At 56.0% G+C, this 16,568-nt stretch carries 20 protein-coding genes; 11 read left to right on the top strand and 9 right to left on the bottom strand.

What is annotated here, in order from left to right; translation table 11 throughout:
* The first annotated feature begins 96 nt into the window (after positions 1-96).
* Complete coding sequence (locus GS632_RS01390) at positions 97-1,002, top strand: rhodanese-related sulfurtransferase (protein ID WP_171721663.1); 906 nt, start codon at positions 97-99, stop codon at positions 1,000-1,002.
* Between the two features lie 65 nt (positions 1,003-1,067).
* Positions 1,068-1,580 carry a potassium channel family protein gene (locus GS632_RS01385; RefSeq protein ID WP_171620235.1) on the top strand — a complete coding sequence of 171 codons (513 nt, stop codon included), beginning with the start codon at positions 1,068-1,070 and terminating at the stop codon, positions 1,578-1,580.
* 3 nt (positions 1,581-1,583) lie between these two features.
* Here the strand turns inward: GS632_RS01385 and GS632_RS01380 are convergent, their stop codons facing one another.
* Positions 1,584-1,913: a hypothetical protein gene (locus GS632_RS01380; RefSeq protein WP_171721664.1), complete on the bottom strand. Its 330-nt coding sequence runs from the start codon at positions 1,911-1,913 to the stop codon at positions 1,584-1,586.
* 186 nt (positions 1,914-2,099) lie between these two features.
* Between GS632_RS01380 and betB the strand changes: the two genes are divergently transcribed.
* Positions 2,100-3,554: a betaine-aldehyde dehydrogenase gene (gene betB, locus GS632_RS01375; RefSeq protein ID WP_171721665.1), complete on the top strand. Its 1,455-nt coding sequence runs from the start codon at positions 2,100-2,102 to the stop codon at positions 3,552-3,554.
* 225 nt (positions 3,555-3,779) lie between these two features.
* On the opposite strand, the gene GS632_RS01370 is transcribed toward betB, so the two are convergent.
* Genes GS632_RS01370 through fliL form a run of 5 tightly spaced genes read right to left on the bottom strand, consistent with a single transcriptional unit; the run spans position 3,780 to position 8,414 of the window.
* Positions 3,780-5,918, bottom strand: coding sequence for a hypothetical protein (locus tag GS632_RS01370; RefSeq protein WP_171721666.1), 2,139 nt, complete (start codon positions 5,916-5,918; stop codon positions 3,780-3,782).
* Positions 5,915-6,784 carry a flagellar motor stator protein MotA gene (motA, locus tag GS632_RS01365; protein ID WP_171620229.1) on the bottom strand — a complete coding sequence of 290 codons (870 nt, stop codon included), beginning with the start codon at positions 6,782-6,784 and terminating at the stop codon, positions 5,915-5,917. Before motA ends, GS632_RS01370 begins: the two co-directional genes overlap by 4 nt.
* Before the next feature lie 44 nt (positions 6,785-6,828).
* Positions 6,829-7,413 carry a MotE family protein gene (locus GS632_RS01360; protein ID WP_171721667.1) on the bottom strand — a complete coding sequence of 195 codons (585 nt, stop codon included), beginning with the start codon at positions 7,411-7,413 and terminating at the stop codon, positions 6,829-6,831.
* On the bottom strand, positions 7,410-7,907 hold the full coding sequence (locus GS632_RS01355; RefSeq protein WP_171237939.1) for a hypothetical protein: 498 nt from the start codon (positions 7,905-7,907) through the stop codon (positions 7,410-7,412). The genes GS632_RS01360 and GS632_RS01355 overlap by 4 nt, the downstream gene beginning before the upstream one ends.
* Before the next feature lie 9 nt (positions 7,908-7,916).
* Positions 7,917-8,414: a flagellar basal body-associated protein FliL gene (gene fliL / locus GS632_RS01350; protein ID WP_171178307.1), complete on the bottom strand. Its 498-nt coding sequence runs from the start codon at positions 8,412-8,414 to the stop codon at positions 7,917-7,919.
* 118 nt (positions 8,415-8,532) lie between these two features.
* On the opposite strand from fliL, the gene fliF reads away from it, so the two are divergent.
* Genes fliF through fliP form a run of 4 tightly spaced genes read left to right on the top strand, consistent with a single transcriptional unit; the run spans position 8,533 to position 11,720 of the window.
* Entirely contained in the window at positions 8,533-10,116 is a 1,584-nt protein-coding gene (gene fliF, locus GS632_RS01345) for a flagellar basal-body MS-ring/collar protein FliF (RefSeq protein ID WP_171721668.1), read from the top strand.
* Positions 10,116-10,712 (top strand): ABC transporter ATP-binding protein, encoded by a 597-nt coding sequence (locus GS632_RS01340; protein WP_171721669.1) that lies wholly within the window; start codon positions 10,116-10,118, stop codon positions 10,710-10,712. Before fliF ends, GS632_RS01340 begins: the two co-directional genes overlap by 1 nt.
* Positions 10,705-10,992: a FliM/FliN family flagellar motor C-terminal domain-containing protein gene (locus GS632_RS01335; protein ID WP_171178301.1), complete on the top strand. Its 288-nt coding sequence runs from the start codon at positions 10,705-10,707 to the stop codon at positions 10,990-10,992. The genes GS632_RS01340 and GS632_RS01335 overlap by 8 nt, the downstream gene beginning before the upstream one ends.
* Positions 10,992-11,720 (top strand): flagellar type III secretion system pore protein FliP, encoded by a 729-nt coding sequence (gene fliP, locus GS632_RS01330; protein WP_171721670.1) that lies wholly within the window; start codon positions 10,992-10,994, stop codon positions 11,718-11,720. The genes GS632_RS01335 and fliP overlap by 1 nt, the downstream gene beginning before the upstream one ends.
* Before the next feature lie 92 nt (positions 11,721-11,812).
* On the opposite strand, the gene GS632_RS01325 is transcribed toward fliP, so the two are convergent.
* Entirely contained in the window at positions 11,813-12,412 is a 600-nt protein-coding gene (locus tag GS632_RS01325; RefSeq protein ID WP_171721671.1) for a phospholipid-binding protein MlaC, read from the bottom strand.
* The gene (locus tag GS632_RS01320; RefSeq protein ID WP_171093362.1) at positions 12,402-13,172 is read right to left on the bottom strand and encodes a VacJ family lipoprotein; all 771 of its coding nucleotides are present in this window, start codon (positions 13,170-13,172) and stop codon (positions 12,402-12,404) included. The genes GS632_RS01325 and GS632_RS01320 overlap by 11 nt, the downstream gene beginning before the upstream one ends.
* 335 nt (positions 13,173-13,507) lie before the next feature.
* Between GS632_RS01320 and GS632_RS01315 the strand changes: the two genes are divergently transcribed.
* Genes GS632_RS01315 through GS632_RS01300 form a run of 4 tightly spaced genes read left to right on the top strand, consistent with a single transcriptional unit; the run spans position 13,508 to position 16,250 of the window.
* On the top strand, positions 13,508-13,963 hold the full coding sequence (locus tag GS632_RS01315) for a RidA family protein (RefSeq protein WP_171721672.1): 456 nt from the start codon (positions 13,508-13,510) through the stop codon (positions 13,961-13,963).
* Positions 13,960-14,727, top strand: a complete 768-nt coding sequence (locus tag GS632_RS01310) for a glycerophosphodiester phosphodiesterase family protein (RefSeq protein WP_171178292.1) — start codon at positions 13,960-13,962, stop codon at positions 14,725-14,727. Before GS632_RS01315 ends, GS632_RS01310 begins: the two co-directional genes overlap by 4 nt.
* 45 nt (positions 14,728-14,772) lie before the next feature.
* A complete protein-coding gene (locus tag GS632_RS01305; RefSeq protein WP_171721673.1) occupies positions 14,773-15,960 on the top strand; it encodes a GNAT family N-acetyltransferase in 1,188 nt (395 codons plus the stop codon).
* A complete protein-coding gene (locus GS632_RS01300) occupies positions 15,957-16,250 on the top strand; it encodes a 4a-hydroxytetrahydrobiopterin dehydratase (protein WP_171178288.1) in 294 nt (97 codons plus the stop codon). The genes GS632_RS01305 and GS632_RS01300 overlap by 4 nt, the downstream gene beginning before the upstream one ends.
* On the opposite strand, the gene GS632_RS01295 is transcribed toward GS632_RS01300, so the two are convergent.
* A complete protein-coding gene (locus GS632_RS01295; RefSeq protein ID WP_171721674.1) occupies positions 16,247-16,555 on the bottom strand; it encodes a hypothetical protein in 309 nt (102 codons plus the stop codon). The genes GS632_RS01300 and GS632_RS01295 overlap by 4 nt on opposite strands.
* Positions 16,556-16,568: the final 13 nt, after the last annotated feature.

Genomic DNA, 16,568 nt, shown 5'->3' with positions numbered 1-16,568 from the left:
TGCGGCCTCCCTTGATTATCCTATCGGTAGGGATCACAGTACGAGGCGTCAATGCACTCCCTTGCGACTTTGGGTTTGCAAAGGTAAATCGCGCCTATGTACACAATCGCCGCTTTGTACCACTTTACCCGTTTCCCGGATCCCGCTGCGCTGCGTGATCCGCTGCTGAATCTGTGCCGAGAGCAATCTGTCACCGGCACTTTGCTGCTGGCGCAAGAAGGGATCAACGGCACCATCGCAGGTCCACGCGCCGGTATTGATGCGGTACTGGCGCATATCCGCGCTTTGCCAGGTTGCGCAGATCTCGAATGGAAAGAGGCGACCTCGGATCATCCGCCATTTGGCAAGATGAAGGTGCGACTGAAGAAAGAGATCGTGACCATGGGGCAGCCGGATGTCGACCCGCGCGCCCGCGTTGGCAACTATGTTGAGCCTCAAGAGTGGAACGACCTTATCCGCTCGGACGATGTTGTGGTGATTGATACGCGCAACGATTACGAAGTGGCGATTGGCACGTTTGAAGGCGCAATAGACCCTGAAACAGCCAGTTTTCGCGATTTTCCAGCGTGGTGGGCAGAAAACAAGGACCGCTTTCACAACAAACGCGTCGCCATGTTCTGTACCGGCGGTATCCGCTGCGAAAAGTCCACCAACTACTTGTTGGGGCAAGGGGTTGAGGATGTCTATCACCTTAAAGGGGGAATCCTGCGGTATCTGGAAGAGACGCCTGTTGAAGACAGCACCTGGCAGGGTGAGTGTTTTGTGTTCGACAATCGCGTATCCGTCGGTCACGGCCTTGTTGAAGGGCCGCACATGCTTTGCCACGGTTGCCGCCGACCGATCTTGCCCGAGGACATGAAACGCGCGGAATACGAACATGGCGTGTCCTGCCACCAATGCATCGATGAGACGTCCGAGGCTGATAAAATGCGCTTTCGCGAGCGGCAAAAGCAGATCCTGCTGGCGCGTGAACGGGGTGAGACGCATTTACGGCAGGATTGAATTCGGGTTGCAGGCCATTGCTTTAGGTCAGATGATCACCTGGAAATCAGCTTGAAGGGGCACTCATGCGCCGCAAACCCACAACACTGGAAGAGTGGAAGTCGACCTTTCTGGCGGCGTTGGGTTTGGTTCTGGCAAGCTTTCTCGCCTGGTATGGCCTTTCTCGACTGAGCGAAACGACCGCAGGTGACACGATCGGCACAATCGCTTCGGTTGGTCTGTTGATCTGGCTGGTGTCGCAGTCCTGGTACTACATGACCCAAGTGAAATCACCGCGAAGGCTTTTGTTCCTGATGGGGGTGTCTTTCATACAGGTGGTCCCGTTCCTGTTTGCTGCGGTATATGGCGCGTTTGGATACAACGATCATTGTGTCGTCGGTGCAAAAGGTCCGGGTGATATTCTGTATTTTTCGTATGTGACTTTTACGACGGTTGGATATGGCGACATGTCCCCAACCGGCCTGTGTCGCGGGCTTGCCGTGTCCGAAGCTGTGACAGGATACATCTTGCTGGGCATGTTTGTTGCAGCGGCAGTCGCGCTTTATGCGCGCAATCACAGTCATGAAGGCCCTAAGTAGGGTCTATTTACTGTGATCGATCCAGCGCGACATCATCTTCTTGTCGCGAAAACACTCAGAAGGGATCGGGCGGCGCTTGCTGCGTGAAATCCGCTCGGCGAAGGCAACTTGCTTGCCTGTTGGGTAATTGTCGAATTGCGACGTGCTGCGCGGTTTGTGCGTTGAAATCCAATCCGAAAGCAGCTTTCGGTCACGTTGTGCCTCGACCGGTATCTCCAATGCTGACTTTTCGGCAATTGCGCGGGCATAGCGCATCTGCCGGTCCGTCACCGGAAGCAAATGGTAGTCGTTGCTGGGCTCGTTCAGGGCAGGTTGACGTGCGTGCTGGGCCATCGGTTTATCCTCTGACTATGTAGAACATAAATAGAACATTAGCCAAAAATTTCAAGGTTTGGGGGTAAAGTCGGCACGTTCCCGCCGCTGGAATGAGTTTATTGACTGATCAATCAATAATCTTTAGGGCCGAATTCAACGAACCAATTGTCCCGTTCAGACGGGGGAAAAAGAAGAGGACTTGGTATGAAGTTTCAGCCCAAAGCCAGCCATTTCATTGATGGCGCGTATGTCGAAGATACAGATGGTGCCGCCATCGACGTGATCTACCCCGCCAGTGGAGAGGTGATCGCGCGGTTGCATTCAGCTACACCTGCAATTGTTCAGCAGGCTCTGAACAGCGCCAAAAGCGCGCAAGCGGCCTGGGCGGCTATGTCGGGAACCGAGCGGGGTCGGGTGTTGCGTCGTGCAGCTGACATCATGCGCGAACGCAACTATGATCTTTCCGTCCTTGAAACCCATGACACCGGGAAGCCCATTCAGGAAACCACTGTTGCAGACGCCACTTCGGGCGCGGACGCGCTGGAATACTTTGGTGGATTGGCTGGCAGTCTGACCGGCGAACACATTCCTCTGGGCGGGGGTGATTTTGTCTATACGATCCGCGAGGCTTTGGGCGTTTGTGTCGGGATCGGAGCATGGAACTACCCAACTCAGATCGCCTGCTGGAAAGGCGCCCCGGCGCTGGCCTGCGGCAACACGATGGTGTTCAAGCCTTCGGAGACCACACCCCTCTCGGCGTTGAAAGTGGCAGAAATCCTCATCGAGGCCGGTGCGCCAAAAGGCGTTTACAACGTGATTCAGGGGTACGGGGATGTAGGTGCTGCGCTGGTAACCGACCCGCGTGTGGCCAAAGTCTCGCTGACCGGCTCTGTTCCCACGGGCCGCAGGGTCTATGCCGCAGCAGCCGAAGGCATGAAACATGTCACCATGGAATTGGGTGGCAAATCTCCGATGATCGTGTTTGACGACGCGGATATCGAAAACGCGGTTTCGGGTGCGATCCTGGGCAACTTCTATTCCTCGGGTCAGGTCTGTTCCAACGGCACCCGCGTGTTTGTGCAAAAGGGTATCAAAGAAGCTTTCCTTAAACGCCTGTCCGAACGTCTGGCCAACGCCAAAATCGGCGACCCGATGGACGAGGATGTCAGCTTTGGTCCGATGGTCAGCGAAAATCAGATGAAAATCGCGCTGGGCTATATCGAAAAAGGCAAGGCCGAGGGTGCGCGTTTGGTCTATGGTGGAGCGCGGCTTGATGGCGACGGGTTCTACATGCAACCCACAGTCTTTGCCGACGTGACCGACGACATGACCATCGCGCGCGAAGAAATCTTTGGCCCGGTCATGTCGGTTCTGGACTTTGACACCGAAGCCGAGGTCATGGCCCGCGCCAACGATACTGAATTTGGTCTGGCCGCCGGTGTCTTCACCAGCGATCTGACACGCGCCCACCGCGTGGTGGCCGGGTTCGAAGCAGGCACCTGTTATATCAACACCTATAACCTTGCCCCGGTCGAAGCCCCGTTTGGCGGATCGAAGATGTCAGGCGTGGGGCGCGAAAACTCGAAACTGGCAATCAACCACTTCAGCGAGATGAAAACCGTCTATGTCTCGATGAACGATGTCGAGGCACCCTACTGAATAGTCGGCGTTACGCCTGTTGCGCCCAATCTGTCCCTGTTCCTGGCACCAAGCCCTAGGAACGGGGCATCATTTGAGAAAACGCTTTTCAATTCTTCGCGCCGACCAGATGTTGATGGCGTTTGCGTCGTAAGCCAATCCGAGAGCCGCGATCGCAATACTGACCCCAAAACGCAGTTTTCTCATGTTGGCACTGGATTGTCTGAAGTGCAGCAGGCGCACGTGTCATTTTAAATTGACAGCATTCAGCATCTCAATGATGCGTTCGCGCGCTGTTTCACTGTTCTCAAGCAGGCCCTCTGCGTCCATTAGGGGTTTTTCCAACTGTCGTGCCGGGGTGTCCAACAGGGCTTGCGCTGTCTGATTAAGGACCGCGTATTTCCCACCCTGTGGTTCAACGGTATCGTCCGGCAGCCCTGCCAGCCAGTATAAGCGGTTTGCTGCCTCGCCTTGCCCCGAATCTTGCATGATCTCAGCTGCTGCTGCAAAGTCACTAATTCTGCCCAGGGCCTGTACACGCAAGGCGCGCGCTTCTTCCGATTTGTCTTCGTCCAACTCCATCAGAGCCTTGTGCGGACGTCCCGACAGAAGGGCCGCTTTGGCCCGCACGCGCGCTCTTTCTGTCTTGTGCGTTTGATCTTCTGCTCGGTTTGTCAGGTCAATGGCTTGATCCGCAAAACCAAGCGCCGCCAGCCGATCACCAACGGCGATTGCACTGTCCGTTGACAGGGCTGGGGTCTTGCTCATCTGCATTACGTGGAACGCTTGGCGTAAAAAGGTTACGTTGTCGGACCGCTCTGACAGTAGGTGAAAATGTCGATTGAACGCGCGGGTTCTGTCCTGCCCGTTTGGCAAGTTCAGGATGATGTCGAATGCTGGCTCGAAATCCTGGCTCAGGCTCAAGGCGATCGCGTGCGTGCGTGCCATCATTGGGCCCAGGTTCGAGCGTCGGTATTCGACCGCAAAAGACGCCGCCAGTTCCAGTTCTTTCGAAGTGACTGCGCTGCGTTCGCCCCAGCGCTTTTCGACCAAACGGGCCAACGCCACCGGAGCATTTGTCGTGGCGTTGGGTGATGAAACAACCTCCGTCAACAACTCCTCTTCGCGCACGTCGTTCCCCTCTGCCGCAGCAACTATGGCCTTGGCATGTGCGGTACTTGCCGAAGTGCTTTGTTCGATACGGTCGACCGAGCGTATCACTCTGCGGGCGGCCTCCAACTGTTGTGCGTTGACGAGAATTTCGGACAGACGTTTTCCGAATTGGCGGCGCAAGTGGTTCGGCAAACTACCATAAGCTTGCTCGATCGCCTCAACATCCGCGTCAGGTGCCAGAGTGCCTTCGGACAATACTGCCCAAAGCGCGGCGTCACTGTCGCAACGCTGCAATCCACTGAAAGGATGGGGGGGCTTAATTGGTTTGTCGTCTACGAGCTGAGCGACAAACTCGATGCGGTCCAGTTCTTCAGATGGTGCTTCAGACAGCGCCAAAGCAGCCAGTGCTTCGGCCCCAAAGCCGTTGAACGCATACAGCTTTGCCAGTCTGAGAGCCTTGTTTTCATCAATACGGTCAAACTCCTTAAATAGACCCGTACGCAAAGCAGACACTTGCGCAGAAAAGGGTTCATCCCCAGACCAGTGTGCGAAGCCAAGCTCGGACGTCGTGATGCAGGCTCGTTTGTTATCTAACTTCTGAAACTCGGCATTCAGAACATTCTGCAAATCGTCCAGCACCGAAGTCAGTCGAATATTGCCGGACAAACCCGTTGGCAGGCGCGCTGCGTCGGGTGGGGCAGAGCTGCGAGGACCAACTGGGGTTAGGTTCAAACCCAGCAATCTGCGGTCGGCCCCTTGCAGAAAACGCGTGGACAATTGGTCCTTCAACCCGTGTTCAAGAAGCGGCAGGTCCAATGCTGCCAACTGCGCGTCTTTATACGATTCAGACGTGGCCTTTTTGGCCGTCCGCTTCACTGGGGGGGGGATGTCAACCAGCAGCGGGGGCAGAAATGCGCCCGGTGCAATATCAAGAACAATCATAGAATCCCGGTACAGGAAAGCCGAGGCTGCGCACGCGCACCCGAACTCCAATTCCAATGCCCCACCGGGTTCAGGTTGTGAGATTGACGCAAGGCGATTGGTCGTCAAGCGGCTGAACACTGCGCTTGTCTGAAAGGTCGCGGCATCCAATGCCAACATTAAGCGAGCACCGTTTTTACGCTGTTCCAGTGTCCATCCTGTGTTTGGTGGTACATTGAACACCAAACGCGTATAGCCATCATGCTCACCTGATCGCACCGTCACATTTTGTGCGGATGCCGAAGTGGCCATCATGATCAGGGCCGCAAACAGGATTCCGAACTTTTTCATGCTGCGGCCTGCTTGAGCTCTTTCAGAGCCTCTTCAAGCTCGGAGAAGCCGGGGCGGTTGTGAGTGGGTGTGTTCTGGCGCCCAACCTCAATACACATCGCGGCATTGTGGTTGTGCAGGTTTGCAACCAGAACCTCTTTGATCAATTGGTAGAAGTGATTGTCTTCTTCGACAACGGATTTCAGCTTGCCTGAAAAGGGTCCCACCAGACCATACGCCAGGAAAACCCCCAAGAACGTGCCCACCAGAGCGCCGCCGATCAGTTTGCCCAGAACCTCGGGTGGTTGGTCGATCGAGCCCATCGTTTTGATCACCCCCAAAACAGCCGCTACGATCCCTAGCGCAGGCAGGCCATCCGCCACTGTTTGCAACGCATGGCTTGAGTGCATTGCGTGATGAAAATTCGCCTCCATCCGCTTTTCCAGCACTTCTTCAACCTGGTGCGGATCATCATAGTTCATCGCGGCGGAACGCATAGTGTCACAGATCAGATCGACCGCCTCCTTGTCGGCTTGAATCTTGGGATAAGTGGAAAACAAGCTTGAGTTTTCAGGGTCTTCGATATGTTGCTCGACCTCAACCGGATTAGCACGGGCAATGCGGATCAGTGAAAACAGAAGGCAAAGAAGGTCACGATAGTCCTCGGGTTTCCATTTCGGTCCCTTGAAAACCTTCCCCATGTCTTTGATCGTGTGTTTTACACCGCCCATGTCATTGCTGATCAAAAAGGCACCAACGGCGGCGCCGCCGATCATCATCATTTCAAACGGAAGCGATTTCAGAATGATGGTCATCTTGCCGCCAGCAGCAAGATAGCCGCCGAAAACCATCACGAAAATGACAACAATTCCAACAATTCCAATCATTTGAGATCTCCGGCTTAGTGATGCGCGTGAAAATGTGGCACTGGTTATTCCAGTGGGGCCGAGGCATTACGGCCCGCCATGACAACACTGATCGTGTAGGCTGCCTCGGGGCTGAGACCAGCAAGTATCCCGGCCGCTGAATCAGGAGGCATACGAGAAAGAAACCCGGCGGCAAAAGTTGGATCCATGGTTTCAAACAACGCAGCAGCATCTTTGGGTTTCATGGTTTGATAGACATCTGTCAGACGGGTCAGATCATTCTCGGCCGCGTTGTCGGCGACAGCCAAAGTGGCACGCAGAGCCTCTTCCGCCTCTTGAAGCGCGACCAGCCGCGTCTCGATAGCCTGGCCCGCGATTTCCAATGCCGTTTCTTGATCCCGCAGCGCGTCTTCACGTTGTGTGACCTGTTTTTCTCGACGCAAAAGCTCGGTCAAAAGAGCTTGAACGTCGCGTGTTTCCAACGCTTTGGGCGTGTGTTCAACGGCCTTAGGTTCGGCTGGTTTCGCAAGCGCCGGCCCAGCCTCTAACCCGATGCGAATTGCGGCTGAACCAAGCATGAGTAAGGAGATGACAGCAAGTACACCGGCCCGCGGGCGAGCGTTTGGCCGAGTTGCGCGAGGGCGGTTCATGCCAGTGTTCCACCCTGCTTGTGATCATGACGGAAGAACATCAGACCCTCTGGCGCTTTGTTTTCTTTTGTTTTGGGTGCTTCAGTTTCAGAAGATTCTGCGTCGTCAGAGGGCTCTGTGACATCCTCTTGCCTTGCAAGAGTTGGTTCTTGTGGCTGAGCCTCTGCCGGAACAGCCTCTGGCTGCGTCTCCGTCTTGGAGGCGTCTTCGGGGATCACGTCATGCATTGACGCCATCATCAGCTCGAGCTGTTGCGCGACGCTCTCGGCTCTGTGTGTGAGGGTTGTAAGCTTGTCCCCGGACTGGTCAGAAGCGCTGCGCGCGTTGTCCAGAGATTTCTTCAGCTCTTCCGCTTGCCGTGAAAGAACCGCCACAGCACCACCAACGCCTTTTTCAAGGTCGGTAAACCGCTTGAGGCGGCGCGACAGAACAAAGCAGTAAAGACCCGCGCCCAACGCACCGGCAACCAGCAAAATATCCGCGATCAGCTCCAATTTCGCCTCCTAGTTCAAAACAAATTCCATCACCAGCACATCGCGAACGCGACCCTCGCCAACGACAATTTCAATGCGGCGCAGCAAATGGCCCCGGATGCGCATCAACGCCAACGAATCTTCAAGATCCTGCAATTCCACGGCACGCAGGTATCCGTTCAGAACATCCATGATTCGCGGCTGCATTTTTTCCACGTCAGCCATGTACGGGGCGTTAACTTCGAGTTGTGCGTGAAACTTCAAATGCCGAGAGCTGTCTGAATTCACCGATACGACGACGGGTGGCAGTGCGAGGAAGCCAACGTTTTCCAGCGCTTTGACAGAGTTTCCTTTTTCCATGTCCTGGCTTGTTTCCTGCGTAGCTTTGCCGCCCAGCGGAATCAGTCCGGATGAGGTTAGGAAATATCCGCCCGCGGCCCCTGCAATTGCCAGAATCAACCCAATAAGGATTCCCTTTTTCCCCCTTTTTTCCGGGGCTTCTGCCTGTTCTGCCGTCGCGTCGGTCATGACGTCCTCATTCATCCGTTCTGTCGTTTCATAACCGCTCAGGGACTAACCGATTGTTAAGGGCAATCGTCCAAACAGAGGGTGCGCCGGGCAGAATGTCGGCGAGTCGGAGGTGAGCGTGCAGCAGATCGGAACTGTTTGGGCAAGTTTGGACAGGCGTAAACAAATCATTGTCGCCAGTGCAGTTGTGCTGGTGTTTTTGGGAATTCTCGGAATGTCCCGCCTTGCAACCGCACCGTCTATGACGCTGCTGTATGCAGGCTTGGAAAGCGGCGCGGCAGGGGACATCGTGCGCGCGCTGGATCAGCGCGGTATCACCTATGAGATTCGCGGCGGGTCAATCTATGTACCCGGCGCGCAGCGGGACGAGTTGCGGATGACTCTGGCCAGTGAAGGCCTGCCCGCAAATGGTAACAGGGGGTATGAACTGCTGGATTCGCTGAGCGGGTTTGGCACCACCTCTCAGATGTTCGACGCCGCATACTGGCGTGCAAAAGAGGGTGAGTTGGCGCGCACCATAGTCGGCAGTCCGCATGTCAGCCAGGCGCGGGTGCACATCGCCAACGGGTCTGCGAACCCGTTCCAGCGCAGCGTTGCGCCGACAGCCTCTGTCTATCTGGTGCCGTCAGGTGCCGACATCACTGGTGATCAGGCCAAGGCGATCCGGTTCCTTGTTGCCTCCGCCGTAAGCGGCCTGGCACCTGAGGACGTGACTGTAATCGATTCGAACGGGGCTGTTATTGGTGGGCAAGACACCGCGGTGGCCGCTGACACGGCAGATGATAAATCGCGCCAACTGCGTGAACGTGTACTGCGCCTTGTGGAAGCGCGTGTCGGACCCGGCAATGCGGTGGTCGAGGTTAGCGTGGATACGGAAACCAAGACAGAATCAATCCGCGAGCGGCGCTTTGACCCCAAAGGCCGCGTGGCCATCAGTACGGATGTCGAGGAACGTTCGGACAGCGCCCGCAATCAGTCTTCTGATGTCACCGTTGCATCCAACCTGCCCGATGGAGATGGGGCTGGTGGTGACGAATCGAACTCCACCGCCACCGAAACGCGTGAGCGGGTGAATTATGAGGTCTCTGAAACAGAGCTTGAAGTTCACACAGCGCCCGGTTCGATTAAGCGCCTGACGGTTGCCGTTTTGGTGAACGGAACGCGTACTGTGGATGCCTCGGGAGCCGAAACATTTGCACCGCTGCCGCAGGCAGAACTGGACGCGCTGCAAGAACTGGTGGCTGCGGCCGTGGGGTTCGACGCCGCGCGCGGGGACGTGATCACACTTAAATCTCTGGATCTGCCTGTGACAGAACCGCAAGGCACTCTGGCTTCGTCTTCCATGTGGCAGAACATTCATCTGGACGCCATGTCCCTGATCCAAATGGCCGTGCTGGCGGTGGTATCGCTGGTGCTGGCGTTGTTCGTGATCCGACCGATTCTGATGAAGCCGACACTGACACCAGCGCTTTTGCCCGCTGTTGACGGGGCCGAGGTGGAACCTTCGGTTTTGACCGGTGAAATCGCGGCCGATGACGTGGCTGAGTTTGCAGCCTTGTCCCAAGACGGGTGCGTTCCAGCGCTGGGCGTCAACGCCGTCGAAGACCCGGTTGAACGGTTGCGGACTATGATCGGTGACAAGCAAGAGGAGACCGTCGAGATCCTTCGCAGCTGGCTTGAAGAAGGCGAGGAGCGGGTGTGATGTCGATCGCCCATCTGCTTGAGGATTTCACCTCTCAGACCAGCACCGGCACGGTTCTGCTTCTGGATGAGGAAACATTAGAAGAACAGAGGCTTGCCGCCTTTGAGGATGGTTATGGTGCTGGTTGGGAGGATGCCGCTCAGGCGCAGGAGCAAAGTCGCGGAAAGGTATCGGCAGAGCTCGCGCAATCGCTGGAGGACATGTCATTCACCTATCACGAGGCGATGACCCGGATGACTCTGTCTTTGGAGCCGATGTTTGAAAGCCTGGTGCAGACAGTCTTACCGCAGATGGTCGACCGGGGATTGGCCACCCTTCTTGTTGAACAGCTGTCGGAGATGGCGCGCATGCAGCTGGAGCAACCTATGCAGATCATGGTGCCGACGGGCCGTGCTGAAGATGTTGCAGCAATTTTGCCGCCAAGTGCACAGCTCGCGCCAGAGGTCATCGAAGATCCCGGGCTCGAGCCGGGGCAGGCCCGCCTGCAAGTCGGCATCAGCAGGCGCGAAGTGGATTGCAGCGCCTTGCTGACCACCGTTGCACAGATTTTTGACGCATACGTCTTTGAGGCAAGAGAGGCTTTGTCCAATGAATGACACTCAGACCCCGAACACCGAAAGACCCAACCCGTTTGAATCCGTCCCGATCGAGGTGACTGTCTCTGTCGGCCGCGCCCGCCCATTGATCCGGGATTTGCTAAATATGGGAGAGAATGCGGTGCTGACACTGGACAAAAGGATCGAAGATCCGGTTGACCTTTATGTCGGGGATCAGTTGGTGGCACGTGGGCTGCTTGAAGAGATGGATGGCGACCAGGCCGGTCAACTGGCCGTGCGCCTGACCGAGATTGCCGACCTTCAAAACGGGATCGGTTGATGCGCTTTGCGATCTGGCTGGCTCTGGCGATTGTGCTGACACCATCGCTCGCCACAGCTCAGGATGTGACTTTGTCCCTTGGCGAGGGAGGATCTATATCGGCACGGACCATCCAGTTGATCCTACTGATCACTGTATTGAGCATAGCGCCGGGCCTGGCAGTTATGATCACCTGTTTCCCGTTCCTGGTTACAGTATTGTCGATCCTGCGACAGGGGATTGGATTGCAGCAATCGCCGCCCAATATGCTGATTGTCAGTCTGGCGTTGTTTTTGACCTATTTCATCATGGACCCTGTCTTCACTGAAGCCTGGGAAAGCGGCATTCGCCCGATGATGGAGGAAACGATCGGGGTCGAGGCCGCACTGGAACGGGCGCTGGACCCGTTCCGTACTTTCATGGCAGCCCGGTTGGGCGCGGATACATTTTACGCCATGGCGGCCCTACGTCCCGGTGGGGATGAGATGGAACTGTCAGCACAAGCGCCGCTGTCCGTCCTGATGCCATCTTTCATGCTATCTGAAATCGCGCGGGCCTTTCAGATTGGCTTTCTGATTTTTCTGCCGTTTCTGATCATCGATCTTGTTGTTGCAGCGGTGTTGATGTCGATGGGCATGATGATGGTACCTCCGGCAATCGTATCCTTGCCATTCAAACTTGCGTTCTTTGTCATCGCAGACGGCTGGGCGTTGATTGCAGGCGCTTTGGTGCGTAGCTATGCGCCCTGAAATCGAAACAAAAAAGGGTCAGAAGAACCTGACCCTTTTTTGTTTACTTGCAATAACTTTGATCTGGCGCGTTACCACACCCGGCCGCAAGGTTAGCCTGTTTTGTTCAAATCTCTGATCAGTTGATCCAGATTGCCTTTCCGGGCATCCAGCATAGCGCCGATTTCGGTGCGTTCGGTCAGCAGAAGGTTCACGCCTTCAATGAACATATTATAGAACTTGTCCCGGCCCGACTTGTCGGACACCAGGAACGTCACGTCAAACGGGGCGGAGCCGCGCAGTTTGACCATCGTCCGAACTTCGTACCCGGCCTTGATTTTTCGCGCATTGCGTACGTCAACCTCGCCACCAATAAACTCTCGGAACCGGCGGCCGTATTTACGCGAGATATAGCCCTGGAACGCTTGGGTGAATTTTTTCAGCTGGGCGGGGCTTGCCGTGCGGGCATCCGCCCCCAGGGCATAGCGAGCCATGATCGGGACATCACCATATTGCACAAAGATTTTTTCGAAGTCGCGCAGCATTGCCTTTTCAGACTTGCCCGAATCGATCACCCGATTGATGTCAGCAACCACGCTGTTGACCAGCGCTTTGGCTGCAGCTTCGGTCTGCGCCAAGGCAGGCATGGGCAGCAAGGCCAGCGCGAGGCTCGAGGCGATGAAGTGACGGCGGTTCAACTCGTTATTCGGCATAGGGGTCCTCGTAGGGGTCTAAAAAGGGGTCCCTGACCGGGTCTGTCCCGGTTTCGGCATAGGGGTCAGAATATAGATCCAGATAGGCGTCTTCGTCATCTCTTGCCAGTTCAAAGCGGCGATTTTGCAAAAAGATCAGGCGTGCTTGCGCGTAACTGTCTGCACTTTCGTAAAGAATCGAGTCGACTGTATCCGAGAACCGGCCGCGATCTCCCATGCGGCGCACGATCTCGGCGTAGACGCCAATATTGTCGACCGGTCGCACCGGAGAAAAATTGATTGGGTTCGAGAACAAGTTGATCACAACCCCGATCGCATCTCGTTGGGTGGATGGGCCGTAGAAGGGAAGCTCAACATATGCGCCTTCGCCCACACCCCAGACATGCAGCGTCTCGCCGAAATCGGTATCCACTGGTGGCAAATTCAATTCATCCGCAGGTGCAGAAAGACCAAAGCCACCCACAGTCATGTTGATCACGAAGCGCAGCAACGCGTTGCCCATCTGTTTCGGATTGCCCTGTAACAGGTAATCAACGGCCTGCCCCGGCAGCGAGATGTTTTCGGCGAAGGTGCTGAAACTGGTCACCATCGGATCAGGAACGATCTTCACATAGCCTTTCGAGGCGGGGCGGAACAAAAATCGGTCCACACCAAGGTTGAACTTGTGGATTGCCCGGTTGTTGTTTTCATACGGATCAAAAACATCGCTACGCGAGGCCCCCTCGGGCGGGGTAGTAGCGCAAGCAGACAGAATGGCCATGCATGACAGGACAATAAAATGTTTCAGGCGCAATCTGCTTGTCACGGTTTGCTTCTCCCAAAATGGTCCGACACATGGTCCGCCGGACGTTCAATCAAAATCCACGTGCTGGGGTGGCACAAGTTCTGTCACTAGTCGTTTCGGGTCTTAAATGAAACACCTTGCGTGTAACCTGTCATTTGGGGGCGGGTAAAGTGACCCAGGATCAACAGCTCGTAATAAGTAAAGAAACGCTCAGATCGCAGGCAGACAGGAAATTGCCGGTTTCCGTCTTTCCCAATCCAAGCTTCCCGGTTAGCGTCCGGCAGAGTCGAATTTAGGGAAGGACCCTCTCAATGAGCATCGCCGCAAAACTGGAAACCCTGGGTGTCACGCTGGATGACGCACCTGCACCCGCTGCCAACTATGTGCCGTTCGTGCGCGTGGGCAATATCGTTTATGTCTCGGGCCAGATCTCGAAAGCTGATGAACTGATCACCGGCAAACTTGGCGACGATATGGACGTTGAGGCCGGGGCCGCTGCGGCCCGGGTTTGCGCGATCAACCTACTGGCGCAGGTCAAGGCAGCCTGCGGCGGCGATATCGAGAAACTGGTGCGTGTGATCAAGCTGACTGGTTTTGTAAACTCGACACCAGAGTTCACAGCACAGCCACAGGTGATCAACGGTGCCTCCGATTTCATGGTCGAAGCGCTGGGCGACGCGGGCCGTCATTCGCGTTCCGCTGTCAGCGCGGCGTCCCTGCCGTTGGGCGTGGCGGTTGAAATCGAAGGTATTTTCGAAGTCGAATGATACCACCTTTGCCAAACGCGTTTTTGCAGGTCCCTATTGCTCATCGGGCTCTGCATGACATATCGGACAACCGCCCGGAAAACAGCCGGGCGGCTATTCAGGCAGCGATTGACGCGGGTTACGGGATCGAGATCGATCTTCAACTGACATCGGATGACCGGGCCATGGTTTTCCATGACTATGATATGGCGCGTCTAACCGGTCAGCCCGGGCCGATCCGTCAGGTCTCGGCGGCTGCAGCTTCTGGCGCGACCCTTTTGTACGGGGATGATGGCATTCCAACGCTGGATGAGGTCCTAGAGATGGTGGCAGGTCGGGTACCGCTGCTGATCGAACTGAAAGATCAGGACGGTGAAATGGGTGCCAATGTGGGCGCGTTGGAGCGGGATACCGTCCGCGCATTGCAGGGTTACGACGGTCCTGTGGCCCTGATGTCCTTCAATCCCAACTCGGTCGCTGAACTGGCACGGCTTGCCCCGCATCTGCCGCGCGGCATCACCACTTGCGCCTATGAACCCAGCGTCGAACTTTTGCCCCAAGGCGTTTGCGACAATCTGCGTGGTATTCCGGATTTTGATCGTGTCGGAGCAAGTTTCATTAGTCACGAGGCCGCTGACCTGTCGCGCCCCCGCGTGGCTGAATTGAAGGCGCGCGGGGTGCCAATCCTGTGCTGGACTGTCCGATCGCCTGAACAAGAGGCAGAGGCTCGCAAAGTTGCCGACAATGTGACTTTCGAAGGGTATCTGGCTGCGCATTCGGCTTGAACCTCCTTCAGGCTGTCACAGATAAAGGGCAGGCGCGGAGGACATATGGATCAGGCACAGATCGAAATTCAGGTATTGGGTGCTCTGTCGCAGATTTCTGCGGCAGAGTGGGATGCCTGCGCTTGCCCCGAAGCCGTTGATGGCGGGCGGCCTCTTGATCCCTTTACAACCCATCGGTTTTTACTAGCGCTGGAAGAAAGCGGCTCGGTTGGTCGCGGCACAGGCTGGCAGCCGCAATATTTGACTGCTTATCTTGATGGTATGCTGATCGCAGCGGCCCCGATGTATGCCAAATCGCACAGTCAGGGCGAATATATCTTCGATCATAGCTGGGCCCATGCTTATGAAAGCGCAGGTGGACGTTATTACCCCAAGCTTCAGATCGCAGTGCCGTTCACCCCGGCAACCGGACGACGTTTCCTGGTGCGCCCGGGATACGAGAGGATCGGCATGTCAGCTCTGGTGCAGGGCGCTGTACAACTGGCGGCGGATAATCAGGTTTCGTCGGTTCATGCGACCTTCTGTACCGAGGACGAAGCGTTGGCCGGTGAACAGATGGGCCTGATGTTGCGCGGCTCGCAGCAGTTTCACTGGTTGAATGAGGGCTATTCAGACTTCGACGCTTTCCTGGCTGCCCTGTCATCGCGCAAACGCAAGAACATCCGCAAGGAGCGGGCGCAGGCCAATGACTTTGGCGGTGACATCCGCACCCTGACCGGCGAAGCGTTGCGCCCGGAACATTGGGATGCGTTCTGGCGATTCTATCAGGATACCGGCGCGCGTAAGTGGGGCTCGCCGTACCTGACGCTCCAATTCTTTGATATTGCACAGGAAACCATGTCGGATGACATGGCCTTGGTGCTGGCGGAACGGAACGGCTTTGCCATCGCGGGTGCGTTGAACTTCATAGGCCGCGAAACGCTTTTTGGCCGGTATTGGGGCTGCGTTGAACATCATGCCTGTCTGCATTTCGAACTGTGCTATTATAGGGCGATAGACTTTGCCATTGCCCATGGTCTGGCCCGGGTCGAGGCGGGCGCTCAGGGTGAACACAAGTTGGCGCGGGGCTATTTGCCAACGCGCACGCATAGCTTGCACTGGGTTGGCGATCCGGGTTTTGCTGATGCCGTCAAAAAATATCTGGACGCCGAAGGCCGTGCAGTGGGAGAAGAGATCGAGATCCTAACGGACTACGGTCCGTTCAGGAAATCGAACCCGGAGGAACAGCAATGACCGAACTCTTGTCGACAGAAACCCGCGGCCCGCTGCTGGATCCGCTGTTCAAGAACGGTTGGACGATGGTCGAAGGCCGAGATGCGATTACAAAAACGTTTATCTTCGACAATTTCGTTTCCGCTTTTGGCTGGATGACCCAGGTGGCGATTTGGTCCGAGAAATGGAACCACCATCCCGAATGGTTCAACGTGTACCGCACGGTCGAGGTTGTTTTGTCCACACATGACGTAGGTGGTCTGTCCTCATTGGATGCCAAACTGGCACGCAAGATGGACAGTCTGTGCTAGCGATCATTTCCCGAGCCTTGGCCTCCGGCAAGTGAGGCCGTGGTCGCCATCTGCCTGAACTCGGCCGGCGTGACATAGCCGTCGCTGACATCTATGGATGCAGGAATCCTGGTGGTCCTGTTTCCAATCTGGCGCACGCTCCGCGCTGCTGGGTTTATGTCCAGACAGCGGTTTTGATAGCAGGTCAGCCCGGAAAGGTTGATTTCAATGCGAGACTGCCCATCCGGTCCCGTCACCACAGTAGCCTGCGGAACATCACAGGCCGCGACCAGTGCCAATGCGCCCAAACCAATCCATTTGTTCATACCAAGCTCCTGT

The organism is Ruegeria sp. HKCCD7296, from assembly GCF_013110775.1.
Taxonomy (GTDB): domain Bacteria; phylum Pseudomonadota; class Alphaproteobacteria; order Rhodobacterales; family Rhodobacteraceae; genus Ruegeria.
The sequence above is the reverse complement of the archived record's forward strand: the minus strand, read 5'-3'. Positions and strand labels throughout refer to the sequence as shown.

Coding starts and splice junctions, on each gene's coding strand:
- GS632_RS01370 (WP_171721666.1), bottom strand. CDS start 5,918: ATGAAAAAGTTCGGAATCCTGTTTGCGGCCCTGATCATGATGGCCACT.
- GS632_RS01390 (WP_171721663.1), top strand. CDS start 97: ATGTACACAATCGCCGCTTTGTACCACTTTACCCGTTTCCCGGATCCC.
- GS632_RS01385 (WP_171620235.1), top strand. CDS start 1,068: ATGCGCCGCAAACCCACAACACTGGAAGAGTGGAAGTCGACCTTTCTG.
- GS632_RS01380 (WP_171721664.1), bottom strand. CDS start 1,913: ATGGCCCAGCACGCACGTCAACCTGCCCTGAACGAGCCCAGCAACGAC.
- GS632_RS01315 (WP_171721672.1), top strand. CDS start 13,508: ATGAGCATCGCCGCAAAACTGGAAACCCTGGGTGTCACGCTGGATGAC.
- fliL (WP_171178307.1), bottom strand. CDS start 8,414: ATGACCGACGCGACGGCAGAACAGGCAGAAGCCCCGGAAAAAAGGGGG.
- GS632_RS01335 (WP_171178301.1), top strand. CDS start 10,705: ATGAATGACACTCAGACCCCGAACACCGAAAGACCCAACCCGTTTGAA.
- betB (WP_171721665.1), top strand. CDS start 2,100: ATGAAGTTTCAGCCCAAAGCCAGCCATTTCATTGATGGCGCGTATGTC.
- fliP (WP_171721670.1), top strand. CDS start 10,992: ATGCGCTTTGCGATCTGGCTGGCTCTGGCGATTGTGCTGACACCATCG.
- GS632_RS01340 (WP_171721669.1), top strand. CDS start 10,116: ATGTCGATCGCCCATCTGCTTGAGGATTTCACCTCTCAGACCAGCACC.
- GS632_RS01320 (WP_171093362.1), bottom strand. CDS start 13,172: ATGGCCATTCTGTCTGCTTGCGCTACTACCCCGCCCGAGGGGGCCTCG.
- GS632_RS01305 (WP_171721673.1), top strand. CDS start 14,773: ATGGATCAGGCACAGATCGAAATTCAGGTATTGGGTGCTCTGTCGCAG.
- GS632_RS01300 (WP_171178288.1), top strand. CDS start 15,957: ATGACCGAACTCTTGTCGACAGAAACCCGCGGCCCGCTGCTGGATCCG.
- GS632_RS01310 (WP_171178292.1), top strand. CDS start 13,960: ATGATACCACCTTTGCCAAACGCGTTTTTGCAGGTCCCTATTGCTCAT.
- GS632_RS01295 (WP_171721674.1), bottom strand. CDS start 16,555: ATGAACAAATGGATTGGTTTGGGCGCATTGGCACTGGTCGCGGCCTGT.
- GS632_RS01325 (WP_171721671.1), bottom strand. CDS start 12,412: ATGCCGAATAACGAGTTGAACCGCCGTCACTTCATCGCCTCGAGCCTC.
- GS632_RS01360 (WP_171721667.1), bottom strand. CDS start 7,413: ATGAACCGCCCTCGCGCAACTCGGCCAAACGCTCGCCCGCGGGCCGGT.
- motA (WP_171620229.1), bottom strand. CDS start 6,784: ATGATTGGAATTGTTGGAATTGTTGTCATTTTCGTGATGGTTTTCGGC.